Below are 16687 nucleotides of genomic sequence, written 5' to 3'. Positions count from 1 at the left end.
AATAAACAATAAAGCGGATTACGTATTTCACATTGAGAAATGCTACATCCGTAATCCGCCTTAAATATGTTGTAAAATCAATGATTACAAGTCCTTACCGTGGCAGTTCTTGAATTTTTTGCCACTACCACAAGGGCAGAGATCATTGCGACCTACTTTAGGGCCTACCCGTATTGGTTCATGCTTTTCTTCCGGCATATCATATTCCGGAGCAGCAACCTCATGACCGTTATGTTCGGCGATATCTTCATGGGAAGCGCGCATGCGGCTCATATCGGTTTTTTCCTCATGGCCTTCCCGGATCTGCTCCTCCTCTCTGCTCTGGTCCTGGCTTACAGGGATACCACATTTGCAGAGGAAGGAAACGATATCGCGGCTGGTTTCACCATCCATCTGTTTGAACAGTTTGAAGGCTTCCAGTTTGTAGATCAGCAGCGGGTCTTTTTGTTCGTATACGGCACCCTGAACAGACTGTTTCAGTTCGTCCATGGCACGCAGGTGTTCTTTCCAGGCTTCATCGATGAGGGCCAGGGTGATGCTGCGTTCCAGGGCGTTCATGGTTTCGTGACCTTCTGTTTCCACTACTTTTTTCAGGTTGGCCAGTACGTTAACACCTTTTTTGCCATCAGTGAATGGGATGGAGATGTTTTCGATCTGGTGACCTTGTTCGTTGTAGATACGTTCTATCACCGGCAGGGTGTTGGCAGTGATGTCCTGCACTTTGCGGTGGTAGTTTTCCAGTCCCTGGTGGTACAGTTTGGAGGCCAGTGTAGGCACATCTGTACGGACCAGTTCTTCCTGGGTGATGTTGGTATCGATGGCGAAGTTGATGATGGCGTCCATTTTGAAAGCTTCGTAATCGCCGCTTTCTTTATGGGTGATGACCATATTTTCTGCTACATCGAAGAAAGCGTTGTCGGTATCAATGGCCAGACGTTCGCCGAACAGGGCGTGGTTACGTTTGGAATAGATCACGGTACGCTGTTTATTCATTACGTCATCGTATTCGAGCAGGCGTTTACGGATGCCGAAGTTGTTTTCTTCTACTTTTTTCTGGGCTCTTTCGATAGAGCGGGTGATCATGCTGTGCTGGATCACTTCACCTTCTTTGTAGCCCATACGGTCCATCAGGCCGGCGATACGTTCGGAGCCGAACATACGCATCAGGTCATCTTCCAGGGAAACGAAGAACTGGGAAGTTCCGGGGTCACCCTGACGACCAGCACGACCACGCAACTGTCTGTCTACGCGGCGGCTTTCGTGTCTTTCTGTACCGATGATAGCCAGACCACCCGCTTCTTTCACACCAGGTCCGAGTTTGATGTCCGTACCACGACCCGCCATGTTGGTGGCGATGGTCACAGCACCGGGCAGACCAGCTTCGGCCACGATCTGGGCCTCACGGGCGTGTTGTTTCGCGTTCAGTACGTTGTGCGGTACTTTTTCGAAGGTCAGCATCTTACTCAGCAACTCAGACACCTCTACGGAGGTAGTACCTACCAGTACAGGACGTCCTTTGGCTTGCAGACCTTTAACTTCTTCTATAACAGCTTTATACTTGTCTCTTTTGGTTTTGTATACCAGGTCTTCAGAATCCAGACGGGAGATAGGCAGGTTGGTGGGGATGGTCACCACATCCAGCTTGTAGATTTCCCAGAACTCACCGGCTTCAGTGGAGGCTGTACCAGTCATACCGGCCAGCTTATGGTACATACGGAAATAGTTCTGCAGGGTGATGGTAGCGAAGGTCTGGGTGGCAGCTTCCACTTTCACGTTTTCCTTGGCTTCAATCGCCTGGTGCAGACCGTCGGAGTAGCGGCGGCCATCGAGGATACGACCTGTCTGTTCGTCTACGATCTTCACTTTACCGTCCATTACCACGTATTCCACGTCTTTGTCGAACAGGGTGTAAGCTTTCAGCAGCTGCTGAACGGAGTGGATACGATCTGACTTCAGGGCGTAGTCCTGCAGCATTATTTCCTTGCGTTGCAGTTTTTCTTCAGGGGAAACTGACATTTTTTCAATTTCCGCCAGTTCAGAACCTACGTCAGGCATCACGAAGAAGTTAGGATCTTCGCCACCCTGGGTGATCAGGCTGATACCTTTTTCTGTCAGGTCTACGCTGTTTTGTTTTTCTTCTATCGCGAAGAAGAGGCCTTCATCTACTTTCGGCATTTCCCTTTGCTGGTCGGCCAGATAGTAGTTTTCGGCTTTCTGTAATAATACTTTGATACCAGGTTCGCTGAGATATTTGATCAGGGCGCTGCTTTTGGGCAAGCCTCTCCAGGCGCGCATCAGGGCCAGACCACCGGTTTTCGGGTCGTCTTTACCTTCGCCGATCAGTTTTTTAGCTTCCAGCAGGTATTGGTTGGTTGCTTTTTTCTGCATTTCCACCAGGTACTGGATACGTGGTTTTAATGCGTGGAACTCCTGTTCTTCACCGCGGGGGATAGGACCGGAGATGATGAGTGGTGTACGTGCATCGTCCACCAGTACGCTGTCCACCTCATCCACCATGGCAAAGTGGTGTTTACGTTGTACCATTTCATCCGGGCTGTGTACCATGTTGTCACGGAGGTAGTCGAAACCGAATTCGTTGTTGGTACCGTAGGTGATGTCTGCCAGGTAGGCATTCCGGCGTTCCGGAGTATTGGGCTGGTGTTTGTCGATGCAGTCAACGGTGATATCGAGGAACTCGAACAGTGGACCATTCCACTCGGAGTCACGACGGGCCAGGTAATCGTTCACGGTCACCACGTGCACCCCTTCACCAGCGAGGGCGTTGAGGTAGGAGGGCAGGGTGGATACCAGTGTTTTACCTTCACCGGTGGCCATTTCCGCGATTTTACCCTGGTGCAGTACTGTACCACCGATCAGCTGAACGTCGTAGTGTACCATGTTCCAGGTCACTTCGGTGCCGGCGGCTTTCCAGCTGTTTTTCCAGGTAGCTTTATCGCCTTCGATGGTCACATAGTCCTTTCTCACAGCCAGCTGGCGGTCCAGCGCTGTTGCGGTGGCAGTAATGGTAGGATTGGTGGCAAAACGGCGGGCAGCTTCTTTTACTACAGCAAAAGCTTCGGGCAGCAGGCTTTTCAGGACTACTTCCAGCTGTTTGTCGCGGTCTTTCTTCAGAATATCAATTTCCTGATAGATGGTATCTTTCTGTGTTATATCTTCTACGGCTTCTGCCGCTTCTTTTTTCTCGTTGATCTCCTGGTCGATTTTGACAAGGTGGGCGCTGATGCGCTCGCGGAACTCCTGTGTTTTATGACGCAGGTCGTCGATAGGCAGGGACTGCAGCTTTCCATACTCCTCATTGATCTGCTGCACTATTGGAGTGACAGATTTGATGTCTCTGTCAGATTTGTTCCCCCCAAAAAGTTTTGTTAAAAAACCTAACATGTTGAACGTTTAATTACGAATTACAATTTTGTTTCTGTAACATCTCTCCGTCCCGGCCTGAAGCTATGTCAGTTGGTTTTTCCCTGCTCCCAGCCTGTGGCACAGAGGCTGCGGGCTTAGTCACTGGATAGACGGAGAATACAAGTTACTCAAATATTATGCTTGGAAAGCAGAACTGTCAAGGTGTCAGTTTTGTTGTAGCCGCTTTGTCAAGGGTGGTAAAATTATGAATAAATTCGGGGAAATGGAGGGATTTAAGCGGGAATTAAACATACAAATTGCGAATTACGGATTTGCAGGAAAGTTATAGGCAAACTCCCTGCAAATCCGCATCATCTGGTACCGGGGGTTATCTTTCGCGGTAAACCAGATCTACTATTTTGCCCAGCCCCTGATAACTCCAGGTAAGCTTCAAAGCATCATTCCGGTCAGGGATGCTGTACACCCTGATCACCCCATTCTCCGTATCCGGACGGGCCGCGTCATAACTGCCCACCACCAGGGAGTTGGTAAGGTTGGTATAAAACTCCTTCCCATAGGAAGAAAAAAACGGCGCCTTCATGACACTGATCTTCTCAGTACCAAAATCCGCCATCAGCGTGGCTTTGTGGATGAAAATATCATATTCATACAAACGTCCGCCCACAGCATAAAACACATATCCCAGCTGGTTGCTGACCGCAAAAACAGTGGCCTTGTCCAGCTCCGGTGCATCCGTCATCTCAGTATAATAACTCTGTTTTACTCCGCCCCTGGTGACATTGATACAGTAGGTGTAGTATTTACCAGCATCATCTTTCATGATGGCAAATACATCTCCGCCACCATAAGAGGTGGGTACCATGTATACCAGGTCTTTCCCGGTAGTGTAGGAAAACAGCTTTCCGTCCTGCAGGCTGCTGCATTTGGTGCCAAACATTGCATCATGCACCACAAAACGACGTTTATCCCTGTCATACAGCAAATGCTGGCTGGTACTGCCATACCCACCGGCAACAAAGCGAGCAGGATTAAAAGGTGTCTTTTCATCATCTACATAATTAACAGGTGACCCGAAAGCTTTGCCTCCCATTACCTGATTCCTGTAAAACACCTGTTTACCGGCTATCAGATAATCTACACCCAAATACAGGGGTGAATTATAAAACAAATCCACACTAAACCCCGCATCTACAGGCGCCAGCATCTCATAACGGATGCCATAGGTACTTTTCCAGGTAAAATTCTCTCCTTCAAACCGCTCAAGGCCATTTCCCGTATTCAGATAAAACTGCCTGCCGGCGTTACTATACTCAAACACCAGCTGTTTAGCCCCCTGCCTTGCCGGCAGACCGGCGTTAGTAAAAGTCATCACATCCCGGATCAACCGGTCCTGCTCTCCAAGCCGGCTCACCATGTCGATCCTCACCGCACCTTTTACATCACAGAGCGCCACCCAGCCCTGATACACCGTAGACTGCACCGTAAAATGGAACCGGTGAAACCATTCCACCCCGGTCTGTTTGTCTTTCACCCGGTAATAACAGTCATAACCGGCTGGCCGCAGCTTCACCGGATACGCCAGGTCCCTGAAAGACCCAATCAGCACATTGGACTCATCGCCCGGTACACGGGAACCTCCGTCCACCAGCGCCTCCCAGCGATAAGTATACCGTCCGGTATCGCCCTGGTCCTGTGTGGCAAACAACTTAGGACTGATACGCAATGTGTCTTTAAACAGAATAGCATATTCCTTATCAATACCGGTTATGCTATCCACATTATTGATTTCATGATATTGATAGTTGCCCTGGTCTTTGTAACAGGCAGTATTAAAGAGGCAGATGATACATCCACCCAGCAACAGCTTGATATAATTCGTTTTCATCTTGATATCGTTTTGATGTTAACTGGCCTTACTGCATATACTTACCCAGCTTCATAGGTGTTCCGTCTTCCTCCATCACAGGCGTTCCGGCAGCCTCCATGTCTTTGAGATAATTTTTCAGATAATTGGCGTAGAAGTTGGTCGCGCCCGGATCGGCAGCCCCCACCTTGATATAAAGTTCCAGAATGGACATCTCCAGCAAGTCACTCATCAACATCATCTTTTTAGCGGTGAAAGGCCCGTAAAAATCATCATACCAGCCCTTATCAGGCTTGTTCAGCTTATTATCCACAATGATCACGTGTCTTACGAGCGACACGAATTTGTTATTGGTTTTGTCTTTTACCCAAACTCCTAACCTGGTAGAAAAGTCGTTGTTGTTTTCCAGTTGCAGCGTCACAGAGAAAGTGCGTTTAGCCATTTCCGGTGTCTTGTGCAACTTTACCGGCAAATAACAGTTCACACTGCCTGCCGGTATTACGATCTTTGATGGTACCTCAAACTGGCTCCCTGCGGTGGCCGCACTGGCACTGGTATCAATCACCCGGTAACTGACTGTTCTTTCATGGCCGGCAGGTGTACCCAGCGCCCGCACCAACAGCTGCATGATAGTGTCATTGGTAGCAGGCGTATAGGCAAAAGTGACGATTGTGGTATCATATGTTACGTAATCTCTCACAACGGAGAAATAGATATCATTGGTAGTTGAATAAACAGGAATTTCAGCTTTCCTGCATGCGGCTGTCAGCAGCAAACCTGCTGCTATAGCGGTGATATACCGGATATTCTTTTTCATGGCAATAAGCTGGATTAGTTTCTGAATTGTGATTCGTCCAGAGGAATGGGCAGCACATATCTTTCTTTCGTCATAGCAACGGTACCGGAACCGGTACCGCCGGGTATGCCGGCCGTAAAGGTGCGTTTGTAGTAGAAGAACATCTGACCTTCTCCATAAAACTCACGTCTGTAATCTTTCAGCAGTTCTCCGGGCACACCTGTACCGGGTGCTATCAGCACGGCTCCACGGTTCTTGCGCACTTCATTCAGGTAGGCAATGGCTGCATCCGGGCTCTGTTCGCATTCTGCCGCAATGAAATACATCTCCGACAAACGGATCATAGGTATCAGATTACGGAAACGTTTGGCTGGTTCTTCTACATCTGCATACTTGTAATAACAGCGGTAGGATTTCTGATTGGAGCCAGGTATCATCCATGTATTATAATAACGGTAATCATTGGCATTGTTGCCAAACTCGCTGCTAAGGCGGCCCGACTCTGTATACAGGATCTCGTTGTCTTTCAGTCCCGGATCAAAGTAGGCTTTGTATTTATCGTTGCGGCGGCTGTCCTGCAAAGCAAACAACAGCTCGCTGGAGAATACTCTATCGGGATTTTTTGGATCACCGGAAAGATCACTAAACTTCACAAAAGGGAAGAATACACCGGCATTGCTGATCACCTCTCTGGCATATTTCAACGCACTGATTTTATCACCACGGTATAGATATACCCTTGCCTTCAAAGCTTTTACTGCAAAGTAATTCAGCCGGAGGTTCCGGTAATTCCAGGCACTCCCTTCGCCAGCATCACTGTCTGCACCCAGCGTAACACCAGCCAGTACAGGATCTTTCGTCAGCAACACTTCAGCGGCATCCAGATCAGCCAGCACTTTTTCGAGGAAGTTATTCCCTTTCTGATAAGGCTCATAGTTGGTAGTGAATGAACTGTAATAAGGCAGACTAAGAGCGGTAGAATCTTTGGAGTACACCGGCCCGAAAAGACGGAATAAATCAAACTGGATCATCGCACGCAAAGCCAGCGCTTCACCTTTTACCCATTGATAATGATCACCGCTGAAGAGACTTTTTTTCTGGTCGATGACTGACAGGATTTTGTTGACATTGGCCACCATTTTGTACATGGCAGACCAGGTACCGGTGAACATAGATTGTACCTGCGGATCTGTATATTGATAAGATGCCAGCTTATATAAATTATGACTGCCACCCACATTATATCGTTGTCCAAGCACTTCTGTCATCTGCATGGTCATCTGCCCACCGTAATTTCTGTCACCGGTCATGTCCAGATAAACGCCGTTCAGGGCGGTTATAAAACCTTCTTCGTTCTCCAGCAAAACATTTTCAATGACTTTATCACGGGGCTTCACATCCAGCCACTTCTTGCAGGAAGTGCAGAACAGTATTACCGGTATGATAACGCTGACGGATATATGTTTTTTCATTTTTCTTTCATTTAGAGATTAAAAACCTGCACTGATGGAAAAGGAAACAGTATTCGCAAAAGGATAGTCGATACCACGTTCACGCTTGATGGTAGACAGACGGAAGATGTCGTTCATATAAGCGTTCACGCGCAGGTACGACATGCGCCAGCGTTTCACCATGCTGTTGGCAAACTCATAGCCCACATTGATGGATTCTCCGGCCAGCACATTCTCCCTTTGTACAAAGCGGGATGTCATAGGAGGAATATTGGCGGTGATTACACTCGGGATCTGTGTTAAAGAGATCACACGATATTTGGCGATATCACCCGGTTTCTGCCAGCGGTCGTATAATGCACGTCTGTCCTGATTCAGCAGAATATCGTTGGCATTAATGTTCTCTACCTTGTCGTAAAGGGCATTATTGAAAATATCACCCCCTACGCGGTAACGCAGGTATATGCCCAGGTTGAAGCCTTTATAGTTGAAAGTGGTACCAGCCACACCATCCAGCTTAGGACGACTGTCACCCACCACTACTTCGTCAGCTGCATCATAGTTAAAAGTGAGGCTACCATCTTTTTTAATCAGCACTTCCTGACCTGTGCCGGGATCAATACCAGCGGAACGTACAGCCCATATGGCCGTAGGGCTTCCGCCATCATAATAACGATCCAGGTTTTTAGTGCGGTTCTCCTTATTCAACACTTCGAGCCGGTTGCTCATATTATCAAAGCGTGCATTTTCGTGTTTGGCGGAGAAGTTGATGGCCCAGTTGATGCGCTCTTCCGGACGATACAATGGCGAGACACTGAGCATAAAGTTATATCCATTACCTACCTGCTTGCCCAGGTTGGTAAAGTAGGTGCTGGTACCTACAGAGGCGGGGAGGCTGATCTGTGCCACCAGCGGGTCAGTGATACGGTTGTACACATCAATATTGAACCGCAGACGGTTGTTCAGCAGCACGATATCAGCACCGATATTTTTGTCGAGCGTTTTCTGCCACAACAGATTGGGATTACCAAAGGCATCGATAAAGGCACCTATCCCAAAATCATTGACGGTATTGGTATTATAACGGTAAGTAGTAAACGATTGGTAGGTAGAGAAGTTCTGATTGCCGGGTGTTCCTACAGAGCCTCTCAGCTTCAGGAAGTTGATCCAGCTTACATCACGAAGCATCGCTTCCTTATGCAGGTTCCAGGACAGACCTACCGACCAGGAAGTGGTGAAGAAATTATTGGAACCGAATACAGAAGAACCATCCAGGCGAAAGTTCACATCTGCCATATAACGTTCATCCAGCATATAACCGGCATTCACATAAGCGCTGGTACTGCGGGTAGTGGCTTCTGCAGAAGAAGATTTACCGGTGAGCGGATAGCCTGCAGCAAAGGCCGGTGAAGACACACCCGGAGGCAAACCTACTACCGTATAGCCGTCACTGATATTACGGAACTGCTGGAATTTCCAGCCGCCTACGGCATTCAGCTGATGACGGTTGTTGATCAGTTTACCATAAATAGCAGTGATCTCACCGTCGTAGTTGAAAGCAGAAGACCTCGTATTACCATAGCTGCCTCTTTCCATCGGCGTTTTTTTCAGGAACATGGTATGGCGGGCATCATAGAATACTTCCTGTTTACCCTCTTCTTTGGTGATACCCAAACGGCCTCTCACTCTGAGATCTCTATTCAGCTCCCATTCCGTCATGAAGTTGTTCACCACGCTGATGTTGCGGGATTCGTTGAAATTGCCGATAGAAGCATTCCACAGCGGATTGACAGTGGTATCCAAACCACTACCTGCTTTGTCCCTCACTTCCAGAAATGGAAAAACATTTCCGTTTTCATCGCGCTTACGATAATAGGGGCTGGCCTGCGCAAACGCCAGGAATGAGCCATAAGGGGATTCTTTGGCAGTAAAGAAGTTGATGGAGAGATTGTTGTTGAAACTGAGTTTCTTTTTCCGGTATATCAGTTTTACGTTGGCTCCGCCGATATCACGGCCGGAGCCCTTCATCGCCCCGCTGATGCGTTTATAGTTAATACCGGCGCTGTAGCGCATCTGGTTATCACCTCCTTCCACATACATGGAATGTCCGGTAGTAAAGCCGGTGCGCACAGGTTCGCTAAGCCAGTAGGTATTTACGCCCCGTTGTATTTCCGCGAGCCGGTCACTGTAGGACTGTTCCAGAATTTTCTGCAAAATCTGGTTGTTTTCAAAACCCTGGTTGACTTTAAAGCGTCCAGTGAGCCGCTCAAACTCCAGTTTTTCAGCGGCATTCATCAGATTGTAATCGTGCAGATCCGGAACGGTAACGCTGTTATCGGTTGTGTAATACACTCTCAGTTCTCCCGGTTTGGGTTTCTTTGTTTCGATAACGATGACGCCGTTGGCTGCTTTGGAACCGTAGATAGCGGTGGAGGCAGCATCTTTCAGAATGGTAACGCTTTCCACGCGGTTGATATCGAGGTCTACGATGGTGCGCAGATTCGTTTCAAAACCATCGAGGATAAAGAGTGGTTGGTTAGGATCGGTACCAAACTGTTCTTTCAGGCCCAGCACACTGGTTTTGCCCCGTATTTCCATATTGGGCATCACGTTGGGGTTGGAGCCCATCAGGTTATTTTCGTATACCGTAAAGGAAGGGTCGAGGGAGCGAAGGCTCTGGATAACGTTCTGGTTGCCTACCTGCTTCAGTTCTTTGACGGTGTAGGTAGAAGCAGATCCGGTAAAACTTTCTTTGGCGCGTTCGTAGATACCGGTTACCACTACTTCTTTTATTTTGGAGGCATCTTCCTCCAGGGTGATGGTAAGGCTGTTACGGCCTTTCACCGGTACTTCCACGACTTTGTAGCCGATGTAGCTGACCAGAAGCACATCCTGTTCGCTGACGGTCATTTCAAACTTTCCGGCGGCGTCGGTATGGGTGCCCAGGGTTTTTCCCTTTACCCGTATGGTAACACCGGGTATCTGTTGAATATTCCCTTTGCTGTCACGCAGGGAAACGGTACCGGCCATACGAATTGTTTTCTCCTGTTGTTCCCGCTGCATAATAACTACAGCTACAGAACGGGCAGGAGCACTTTTAACGATCACTTGGTTGCCCACCACCTGATATTGTACTTCATCATTAAAAATGTTGTGTAGTACATTTTTCAGTACCACGCCACTGACCTGTATAGTCACTGGCTGGGCCCTGTTGATCTGAGCACCGTCGTACACAAAATTCAGGTTGGTTTGTTTTTCGATTTCAGAGAGTACAACAGCAATAGGTTGGTTATTGGCTTTCACAGTCACTTTGCGGTTGAGCGCGAAGGTATCCTGTGCCCATGCCGGCATTGCCGACATGACGATGGCAGCCATTGCCAGCGGGCGGTACACACAGCTTCGTGAACGGGCGATGTACCGTAGATAATTTTTAATCATGGCTAAGGCGTTTTAGCGGTTCAGGCTAATACATTTTGGTTGGTAACTGATGGTAAGCTTGCACTATTTCACAGGCAAGTGCACATATATTGTGTCATTTAGTTGTTGAAATTGATAATCATATAAAGCGGTTAGTGTTTGCAGTACTTCCTGTAATGTTTTGTTGCTGAAGTTGGCGTTCAGCTTGCGCTGGCGGCTAATCTTCGGATCGAGGACCACCGGTACGCCATAGTAGGCGGAGAGAACGTTACATACATCCTGCAGGGAGGTGTCCACAAACTGAAGTTCGTGGGTACGCCAGGCCAGCTGGTTGATGTCTGTCACAGTATCGGCCCGTAGTTCTCCGGTGTTGGTATTGCAGGAAGCGCTCTGGCCGGCCTGCAGATGCAGCGCCTGTGGCCGGTGTTCCATGGCGAGGGCTATCCTGCCGGACAGTACGTACACCTGTATTTTTTCTGCGCCGGCCTTCACATTGAAGGAGGTACCCAGCACGTGTATCTGCGCCGGGCCGCTCACAACAGTAAAGGGGTACACAGGATCAGTAGCGATGTCAAAAAAAGCTTCTCCTGCCGTCAGCTCCACCTGTCTTTCTTTTCCTTTAAAGGCGGCGGGATATCGTACTTGTGAGTATTTATTGAGATAGATTTTTGAGCCGTCGGCCAGTAACAGGGAGTCTGGTTGACTGCTGGTGGTTTTGCCCAGCCATTGTATGCTGTTGCGGGTGTATTGCCACCAGGCGGCGCCGGCGGCGATAAACAGTACAGCGGCAGCAGCGGCCGTCATCAGGCGGCGCCATGGCCGGCGTAACGGCAGCACGGGCGTGGCGGCTGGCGTTTGGTCCAGCAGCGCCAGGAACCTGGCCGTGGCTGCAGTGGTGTCAGTATCTTCAAACAGCGCTGCATGGGGGGCCTGTTCCCATAGCAGTTTCAATTGCCGGTACAGCTCCCGGTGTTCCTCATCGGCATCCAGCCAGGATTGCAGCCGGGACTGCAGCGCCGCATCTTGCGGCGATTGCAGGCACAGCAGCATAAAAGAATGGTGGTCGGTTGGTTTGGTCATCTTACGAAAAAAGGATGCGCTTTATTGCTGAGACAAATCAGCAAAAGCCTACCCCCAAAAGGAGGGAAAAAATTTTTTAAAATAATGGGGACATTAAACAGAAGCAAGCCACAGCAACAGTTTCAGCCTGGTGACAGCCGATATAGGCTTTTCCGCATGGTCCAGTAAAGCAGCTTTCAGCTGCTTTAAAGCAATGGTCATCTGATTCTCTACGGTTTTTACAGACAGCTCCAGCTGTTGGGCTATCTCATTGTTCTTCAGGCCTCCGTAGCGGCTCAACTTAAAAATACGCCGGCATTGTTCCGGCAAACGCTCGACTGCATGGTGTATCCGTTCGCGTAATTCCTGCTCTTCTATGAATGTGCACAGGTAACTCTCTTCCTGTAAATGTTGAATTTCAGCATGATGTCCTTCCAGCATACGGTTGCGCTGCAGATGATTGATGCATTGGTTGATGACGGCGCGGAAAAGGTAACTCTTAAGCGCGGCAGCATGTTCCAGGGTAAAATCCTTTTCCCACAGCCGGAGAAAAACATCCTGGACCACTTCCTCCGCCTGTTCCCGTTCACCCAGGTATTTCCGGGCAGTGGCAAAAAGAATGGGATAAAAATGTTCGTATACCCGGGCAAACACCGCACGGTCTCTGGCCTGCAGGCCCTGCATCACCTCTTCGCTATACAACCCGCTAATCATAAAAAAGTAAAAGTCAGAAAGGCATATGATGGTTCATGTGGGAGCTAAGATAACCCATTACAGTGCGAAAAGGAAATTTTCAAAAAAAATGCCCCGGGCTGAGTTAAAAATGAAAATATGCAAATACTTTTTATAAATTTAATGGCTTTTATGCCGTTATTCTTAATTTATAAATTTCCACGTTATGCCAAACAGTATACAGCCGGCAAAGGCTCCCGCCCTTCTGATGCCGGCCACCATCCACTATCCGGGGAAACATGCACGCGGATTAAATGTTATGGACGGTACCGGAATATTGTCCTTAGCTGTTATCTTGCCTTTTGATGTGCCACGGATGCAGTAAAAACGCGATTTGAACACCTGACCATAATTTAAATTCAGAACCTAAATAATATTTGAAGATGAACCGTAAGTTAAGAATGGGAATGATCGGCGGTGGTAAAGATGCCTTCATCGGCGCTATCCACCGTATAGCCGCCAACATGGACGGTCTGATAGAACTGGCAGCCGGTGCGCTCAGCATCAACAATGAAGTGGCCATGGAATCCGGAAAAATGCTGTTCCTCGATCCGGAACGCACCTACCTCGATTTTAAAACCATGCTCCAGAAAGAAGCCACCATGCCGGCAGACAAACGGCTGGACTTCGTCACCATCGTGACCCCTAACTTCGCTCACTTTGAACCCGCCATGATGGCGCTGGACCTGGGCTTCAACGTAGTGATCGAAAAACCGATCACCTTCTCCCTGGAAGAAGCCAAACAATTAAAAGAGAAGGTAGAAGCCACCGGCCTCACCTTACTGCTCACCCACACCTACACCGGCTATCCGATGGTAAAACAGGCACGCCAGATGGTAAAAGACGGTGCCCTCGGTAAAATCCGCAAAGTATGGGTGGAATATCCACAGGGATGGCTCAGCAAACTGAGTGAGCGTGAAGGCAATGCCCAGGCAGCCTGGAGAACAGATCCTAAAAAATCGGGTAAAGCCGGTGCCATGGGCGATATCGGTACCCATGCCTTTAACCTTGCCGAATATATCAGCGGTGCCCAGGTAGAAAAACTGTGTGCCGATCTCAATATCCTGGTGCCAGGCCGCGCCCTCGACGATGACGGCGCCGTACTCCTCCGCTTCGATAACGGCGCTGCCGGTGTGCTGATGGCCTCCCAGGTAGCTGCCGGTGAAGAGAATGCCTTGAAGATCCGCGTCTACGGAGAAAAAGGTGGTCTGGAATGGGCACAGCACGAACCCAATACCTTACTGGTAAAATGGCTCGACAAACCTGCTGAGATCTATCGCGCCGGCGGGGGCTACAGCTTCCAGTCCAGCTACATGACCCATAACACCCGCACCCCGGGCGGCCATCCGGAAGGATACCTCGAAGCGTTCGGTAACCTGTACCGCAACTTCGCACAGACCCTGTCCGCTAAAATAGACGGTGTACAGCCTGCTCCGGAATCACTCGATTTCCCGGGTGTGGCAGACGGCGTACGTGGCATGGCATTTATCGATAACGTGGTACGCTCTGCACAAAGCGATACCAAATGGACCACCTTCGAGATCTAGTATCTCGTATAACAAGCACGACTATATGAAAACAATAAAAGGCCCTGGTATTTTTCTGGCGCAGTTCATGGGAGATGAAGCGCCTTTCAACAGTCTGAAGTCCATCTGTGAATGGGCTGCCTCCATCGGTTTCAAAGGTGTACAGATCCCTTCCTGGGATGCCCGCCTGATAGACCTGCAGAAAGCAGCAGAGAGCAAGACCTATGCAGATGAAATCAAAGGGATTGTGAATGCAGCCGGACTGGAGATCACCGAACTGAGTACCCACCTGCAAGGCCAGCTGGTGGCTGTTAACCCGGCATTCACCGAAATGTTTGACGGTTTTGCACCGGCACAATATCATCATAACATCAACGCCCGTACGGAATGGGCCGTTAACCAGCTGAAATATGCAGCTAAGGCCAGTCGTAACCTGGGACTCAATGCACACGCCACTTTCAGCGGTGCGCTGCTCTGGGCCCCGGCCATGTATCCCTGGCCACAACGCCCGGCAGGCCTGGTGGAAGCAGGTTTCGCCGAACTGGCCAAACGCTGGCTGCCTATCCTCAACGAGTTTGATGCCAACGGTGTAGACCTCTGCTATGAGATCCACCCCGGCGAAGACCTCCACGACGGCGCCAGCTACGAACGTTTCCTGGAAGCTACCGGCAACCACGCCCGCGCATGCCTCCTCTACGATCCCAGCCACTTTGTACTGCAATGCCTCAACTACCTCGAGTACATTGATATCTATCACGAAAAAATCAAGGCTTTCCACGTAAAAGACGCGGAATTTAATCCTACCGGCCGCTCCGGCGTATACGGCGGATTCCAGGCCTGGATAGACCGCCCCGGCAGGTTCCGCTCCCTCGGCGATGGACAGGTAGACTTTAAATCCGTATTCAGTAAACTCACCCAATACGATTTCTCCGGTTGGGCCGTTATGGAATGGGAATGCTGCATGAAACATCCGGAAGATGGTGCCCGCGAAGGCGCTCCGTTTATTAAAAATCATATCATCCGCGTCACCGAAAAAGCCTTCGACGACTTCGCCGGCGCCGCCACTGATGATGCTTTCAACAAACGGGTCCTCGGTATTTAATATTTGATTATTTGCTTATTTGTTTATTTGGACAGCAGGGATGCATCAATAAAGAATAGGTTAAAGTCAATAAAGAAGCTATAAGAAGGTTGTTAACACAGTACCTTCATCCAACAAAAAAATAACAAACAAACATCTATCAACAAATAACAAAATAAAAAAATAGGAAAATGAAAAAGAGGTATCTGGCACCGTTGGTATTAAGCGTACTGTTTTTTGCAGCTTGCGGCGGTGGTGAGAAAAAACAGGATCAACAGCAAACCAAAAGCAGCCAGGAAAACGCTGCAGCAGACAACTCCATGGTATCTCCCAATGCAGGCAATCCACCCAGCAAAGGCGAGGAACTGATGGCACAGAGTGACTGTAAAACCTGTCACAAGGAAGAAATGAAAGTGGTAGGCCCTTCTCTGAAAGATATTGCCGGTAAATATCCCAACACACCGGCGAATGTTGATAAACTGGCTGACAAAGTAATCAAAGGTGGTTCAGGCAACTGGGGCGAAGTAGCGATGCTCCCTCACCCAAATGTGTCTAAAGACGATGCGAAGGAAATGGTGAAATACATCCTGTCTTTATCAGGTAAATAATACTTTTCCATTATACAACTATAGTAAATGAAAAAAATCATCATCGGAGCCCTTATGCTTGGTGCGCTCACCAGCACTTCAGCATTAAAAGCCCAGAAAGCAAATAACCTTTCTGCCAAAGAGAAAAAGGAAGGATGGCAACTGCTGTTCGACGGTAAAACCACCAATGGATGGCATACCTACCTGAAAGATGCTGCCAGTCCAGCCTGGAAAGTCGCAGACGGCGCGCTGGAATTTGATGTGGACGCCAAAAAGAGCGGCGCCCCCGGCGGTGACATCGTCACCAACGGTGAATATGAAAATTATGAACTGAGCATCGACTGGAAAATCTCCGAAGGCGGCAACAGTGGCATTATCTTCAGCGTACACGAAGATCCCGAATTCCAGGCTACCTATCTCACCGGCCCTGAAATGCAGGTGCTCGATGATGATAAACACCCGGATGGCAAGATCAACAAACACAATGCCGGTGACCTCTACGACCTGGTGAAATCTGAAAAGAAATCCGTAAAACCGGTAGGTCAATGGAACACCGCCAGAATTGTGAAAAAAGACGGCCACCTTACCCTCTGGCTCAATGGCGTTAAAACCGTTGAAACAACGATGGGAACACCTGAATGGGACACACTCGTAGCCAACAGTAAATTTAAAAACTGGAAAGGCTTCGGTAAATATCCTAAAGGACATATTGCACTGCAGGACCACGGTAACAAAGTATGGTACCGTAACATCAAAATAAAAGTGCTGTAATCCTTTTCCGCGCAAGCGC

12 protein-coding genes are annotated in these 16687 nt (G+C 48.9%); 5 read left to right on the top strand and 7 right to left on the bottom strand.

The genetic code is table 11. The features are described 5' to 3' along the window. Positions 1-84: 84 nt before the first annotated feature. The 7 genes from secA to KD145_RS22290 all read right to left on the bottom strand — a co-directional run bounded on the left by secA (position 85) and on the right by KD145_RS22290 (position 12685). Positions 85-3402 (bottom strand): preprotein translocase subunit SecA, encoded by a 3318-nt coding sequence (secA, locus tag KD145_RS22320; protein WP_212001791.1) that lies wholly within the window; start codon positions 3400-3402, stop codon positions 85-87. Between the two features lie 349 nt (positions 3403-3751). Next, on the bottom strand, positions 3752-5269 hold the full coding sequence (locus KD145_RS22315; RefSeq protein WP_212001789.1) for a PKD-like family lipoprotein: 1518 nt from the start codon (positions 5267-5269) through the stop codon (positions 3752-3754). A 28-nt stretch (positions 5270-5297) separates the two neighbouring features. Further along, positions 5298-6065 (bottom strand): DUF4843 domain-containing protein, encoded by a 768-nt coding sequence (locus KD145_RS22310; protein ID WP_212001787.1) that lies wholly within the window; start codon positions 6063-6065, stop codon positions 5298-5300. A 14-nt stretch (positions 6066-6079) separates the two neighbouring features. Beyond that, positions 6080-7516: a RagB/SusD family nutrient uptake outer membrane protein gene (locus KD145_RS22305; RefSeq protein ID WP_212001786.1), complete on the bottom strand. Its 1437-nt coding sequence runs from the start codon at positions 7514-7516 to the stop codon at positions 6080-6082. 18 nt (positions 7517-7534) lie between these two features. Beyond that, complete coding sequence (locus KD145_RS22300) at positions 7535-10933, bottom strand: SusC/RagA family TonB-linked outer membrane protein (RefSeq protein ID WP_212001785.1); 3399 nt, start codon at positions 10931-10933, stop codon at positions 7535-7537. Positions 10934-10996: 63 nt separating this feature from the next. Further along, complete coding sequence (locus tag KD145_RS22295) at positions 10997-11992, bottom strand: FecR domain-containing protein (protein ID WP_212001784.1); 996 nt, start codon at positions 11990-11992, stop codon at positions 10997-10999. Positions 11993-12085: 93 nt separating this feature from the next. Continuing rightward, complete coding sequence (locus tag KD145_RS22290; RefSeq protein WP_212001783.1) at positions 12086-12685, bottom strand: RNA polymerase sigma-70 factor; 600 nt, start codon at positions 12683-12685, stop codon at positions 12086-12088. Between the two features lie 184 nt (positions 12686-12869). Here KD145_RS22290 and KD145_RS22285 point away from each other — a divergent pair, with 184 nt between their 5' ends. The 5 genes from KD145_RS22285 to KD145_RS22265 all read left to right on the top strand — a co-directional run bounded on the left by KD145_RS22285 (position 12870) and on the right by KD145_RS22265 (position 16668). Beyond that, on the top strand, positions 12870-13028 hold the full coding sequence (locus KD145_RS22285; protein WP_212001782.1) for a hypothetical protein: 159 nt from the start codon (positions 12870-12872) through the stop codon (positions 13026-13028). Positions 13029-13086: 58 nt separating this feature from the next. Continuing rightward, a complete protein-coding gene (locus KD145_RS22280; protein ID WP_212001780.1) occupies positions 13087-14250 on the top strand; it encodes a Gfo/Idh/MocA family protein in 1164 nt (387 codons plus the stop codon). A 25-nt stretch (positions 14251-14275) separates the two neighbouring features. Beyond that, a complete protein-coding gene (locus tag KD145_RS22275) occupies positions 14276-15331 on the top strand; it encodes a sugar phosphate isomerase/epimerase (protein ID WP_212001777.1) in 1056 nt (351 codons plus the stop codon). Between the two features lie 170 nt (positions 15332-15501). Next, positions 15502-15918: a c-type cytochrome gene (locus KD145_RS22270; RefSeq protein WP_212001775.1), complete on the top strand. Its 417-nt coding sequence runs from the start codon at positions 15502-15504 to the stop codon at positions 15916-15918. Between the two features lie 27 nt (positions 15919-15945). After that, the gene (locus KD145_RS22265) at positions 15946-16668 is read left to right on the top strand and encodes a DUF1080 domain-containing protein (RefSeq protein WP_212001773.1); all 723 of its coding nucleotides are present in this window, start codon (positions 15946-15948) and stop codon (positions 16666-16668) included. The last annotated feature ends 19 nt before the right edge of the window (positions 16669-16687 follow it).

Source organism: Chitinophaga sp. HK235, from assembly GCF_018255755.1.
Taxonomy (GTDB): domain Bacteria; phylum Bacteroidota; class Bacteroidia; order Chitinophagales; family Chitinophagaceae; genus Chitinophaga.
This window is presented reverse-complemented; position numbering and strand designations above follow the sequence as displayed.

Bases quoted from the DNA above. Each gene is read 5' to 3' on its own strand.
- KD145_RS22270 (WP_212001775.1), top strand. From the start codon at position 15,502: ATGAAAAAGAGGTATCTGGCACCGTTGGTATTAAGCGTACTGTTTTTT.
- KD145_RS22285 (WP_212001782.1), top strand. From the start codon at position 12,870: ATGCCAAACAGTATACAGCCGGCAAAGGCTCCCGCCCTTCTGATGCCG.
- KD145_RS22275 (WP_212001777.1), top strand. From the start codon at position 14,276: ATGAAAACAATAAAAGGCCCTGGTATTTTTCTGGCGCAGTTCATGGGA.
- KD145_RS22305 (WP_212001786.1), bottom strand. From the start codon at position 7,516: ATGAAAAAACATATATCCGTCAGCGTTATCATACCGGTAATACTGTTC.
- KD145_RS22310 (WP_212001787.1), bottom strand. From the start codon at position 6,065: ATGAAAAAGAATATCCGGTATATCACCGCTATAGCAGCAGGTTTGCTG.
- KD145_RS22315 (WP_212001789.1), bottom strand. From the start codon at position 5,269: ATGAAAACGAATTATATCAAGCTGTTGCTGGGTGGATGTATCATCTGC.
- KD145_RS22300 (WP_212001785.1), bottom strand. From the start codon at position 10,933: ATGATTAAAAATTATCTACGGTACATCGCCCGTTCACGAAGCTGTGTG.
- secA (WP_212001791.1), bottom strand. From the start codon at position 3,402: ATGTTAGGTTTTTTAACAAAACTTTTTGGGGGGAACAAATCTGACAGA.
- KD145_RS22290 (WP_212001783.1), bottom strand. From the start codon at position 12,685: ATGATTAGCGGGTTGTATAGCGAAGAGGTGATGCAGGGCCTGCAGGCC.
- KD145_RS22265 (WP_212001773.1), top strand. From the start codon at position 15,946: ATGAAAAAAATCATCATCGGAGCCCTTATGCTTGGTGCGCTCACCAGC.
- KD145_RS22295 (WP_212001784.1), bottom strand. From the start codon at position 11,992: ATGACCAAACCAACCGACCACCATTCTTTTATGCTGCTGTGCCTGCAA.
- KD145_RS22280 (WP_212001780.1), top strand. From the start codon at position 13,087: ATGAACCGTAAGTTAAGAATGGGAATGATCGGCGGTGGTAAAGATGCC.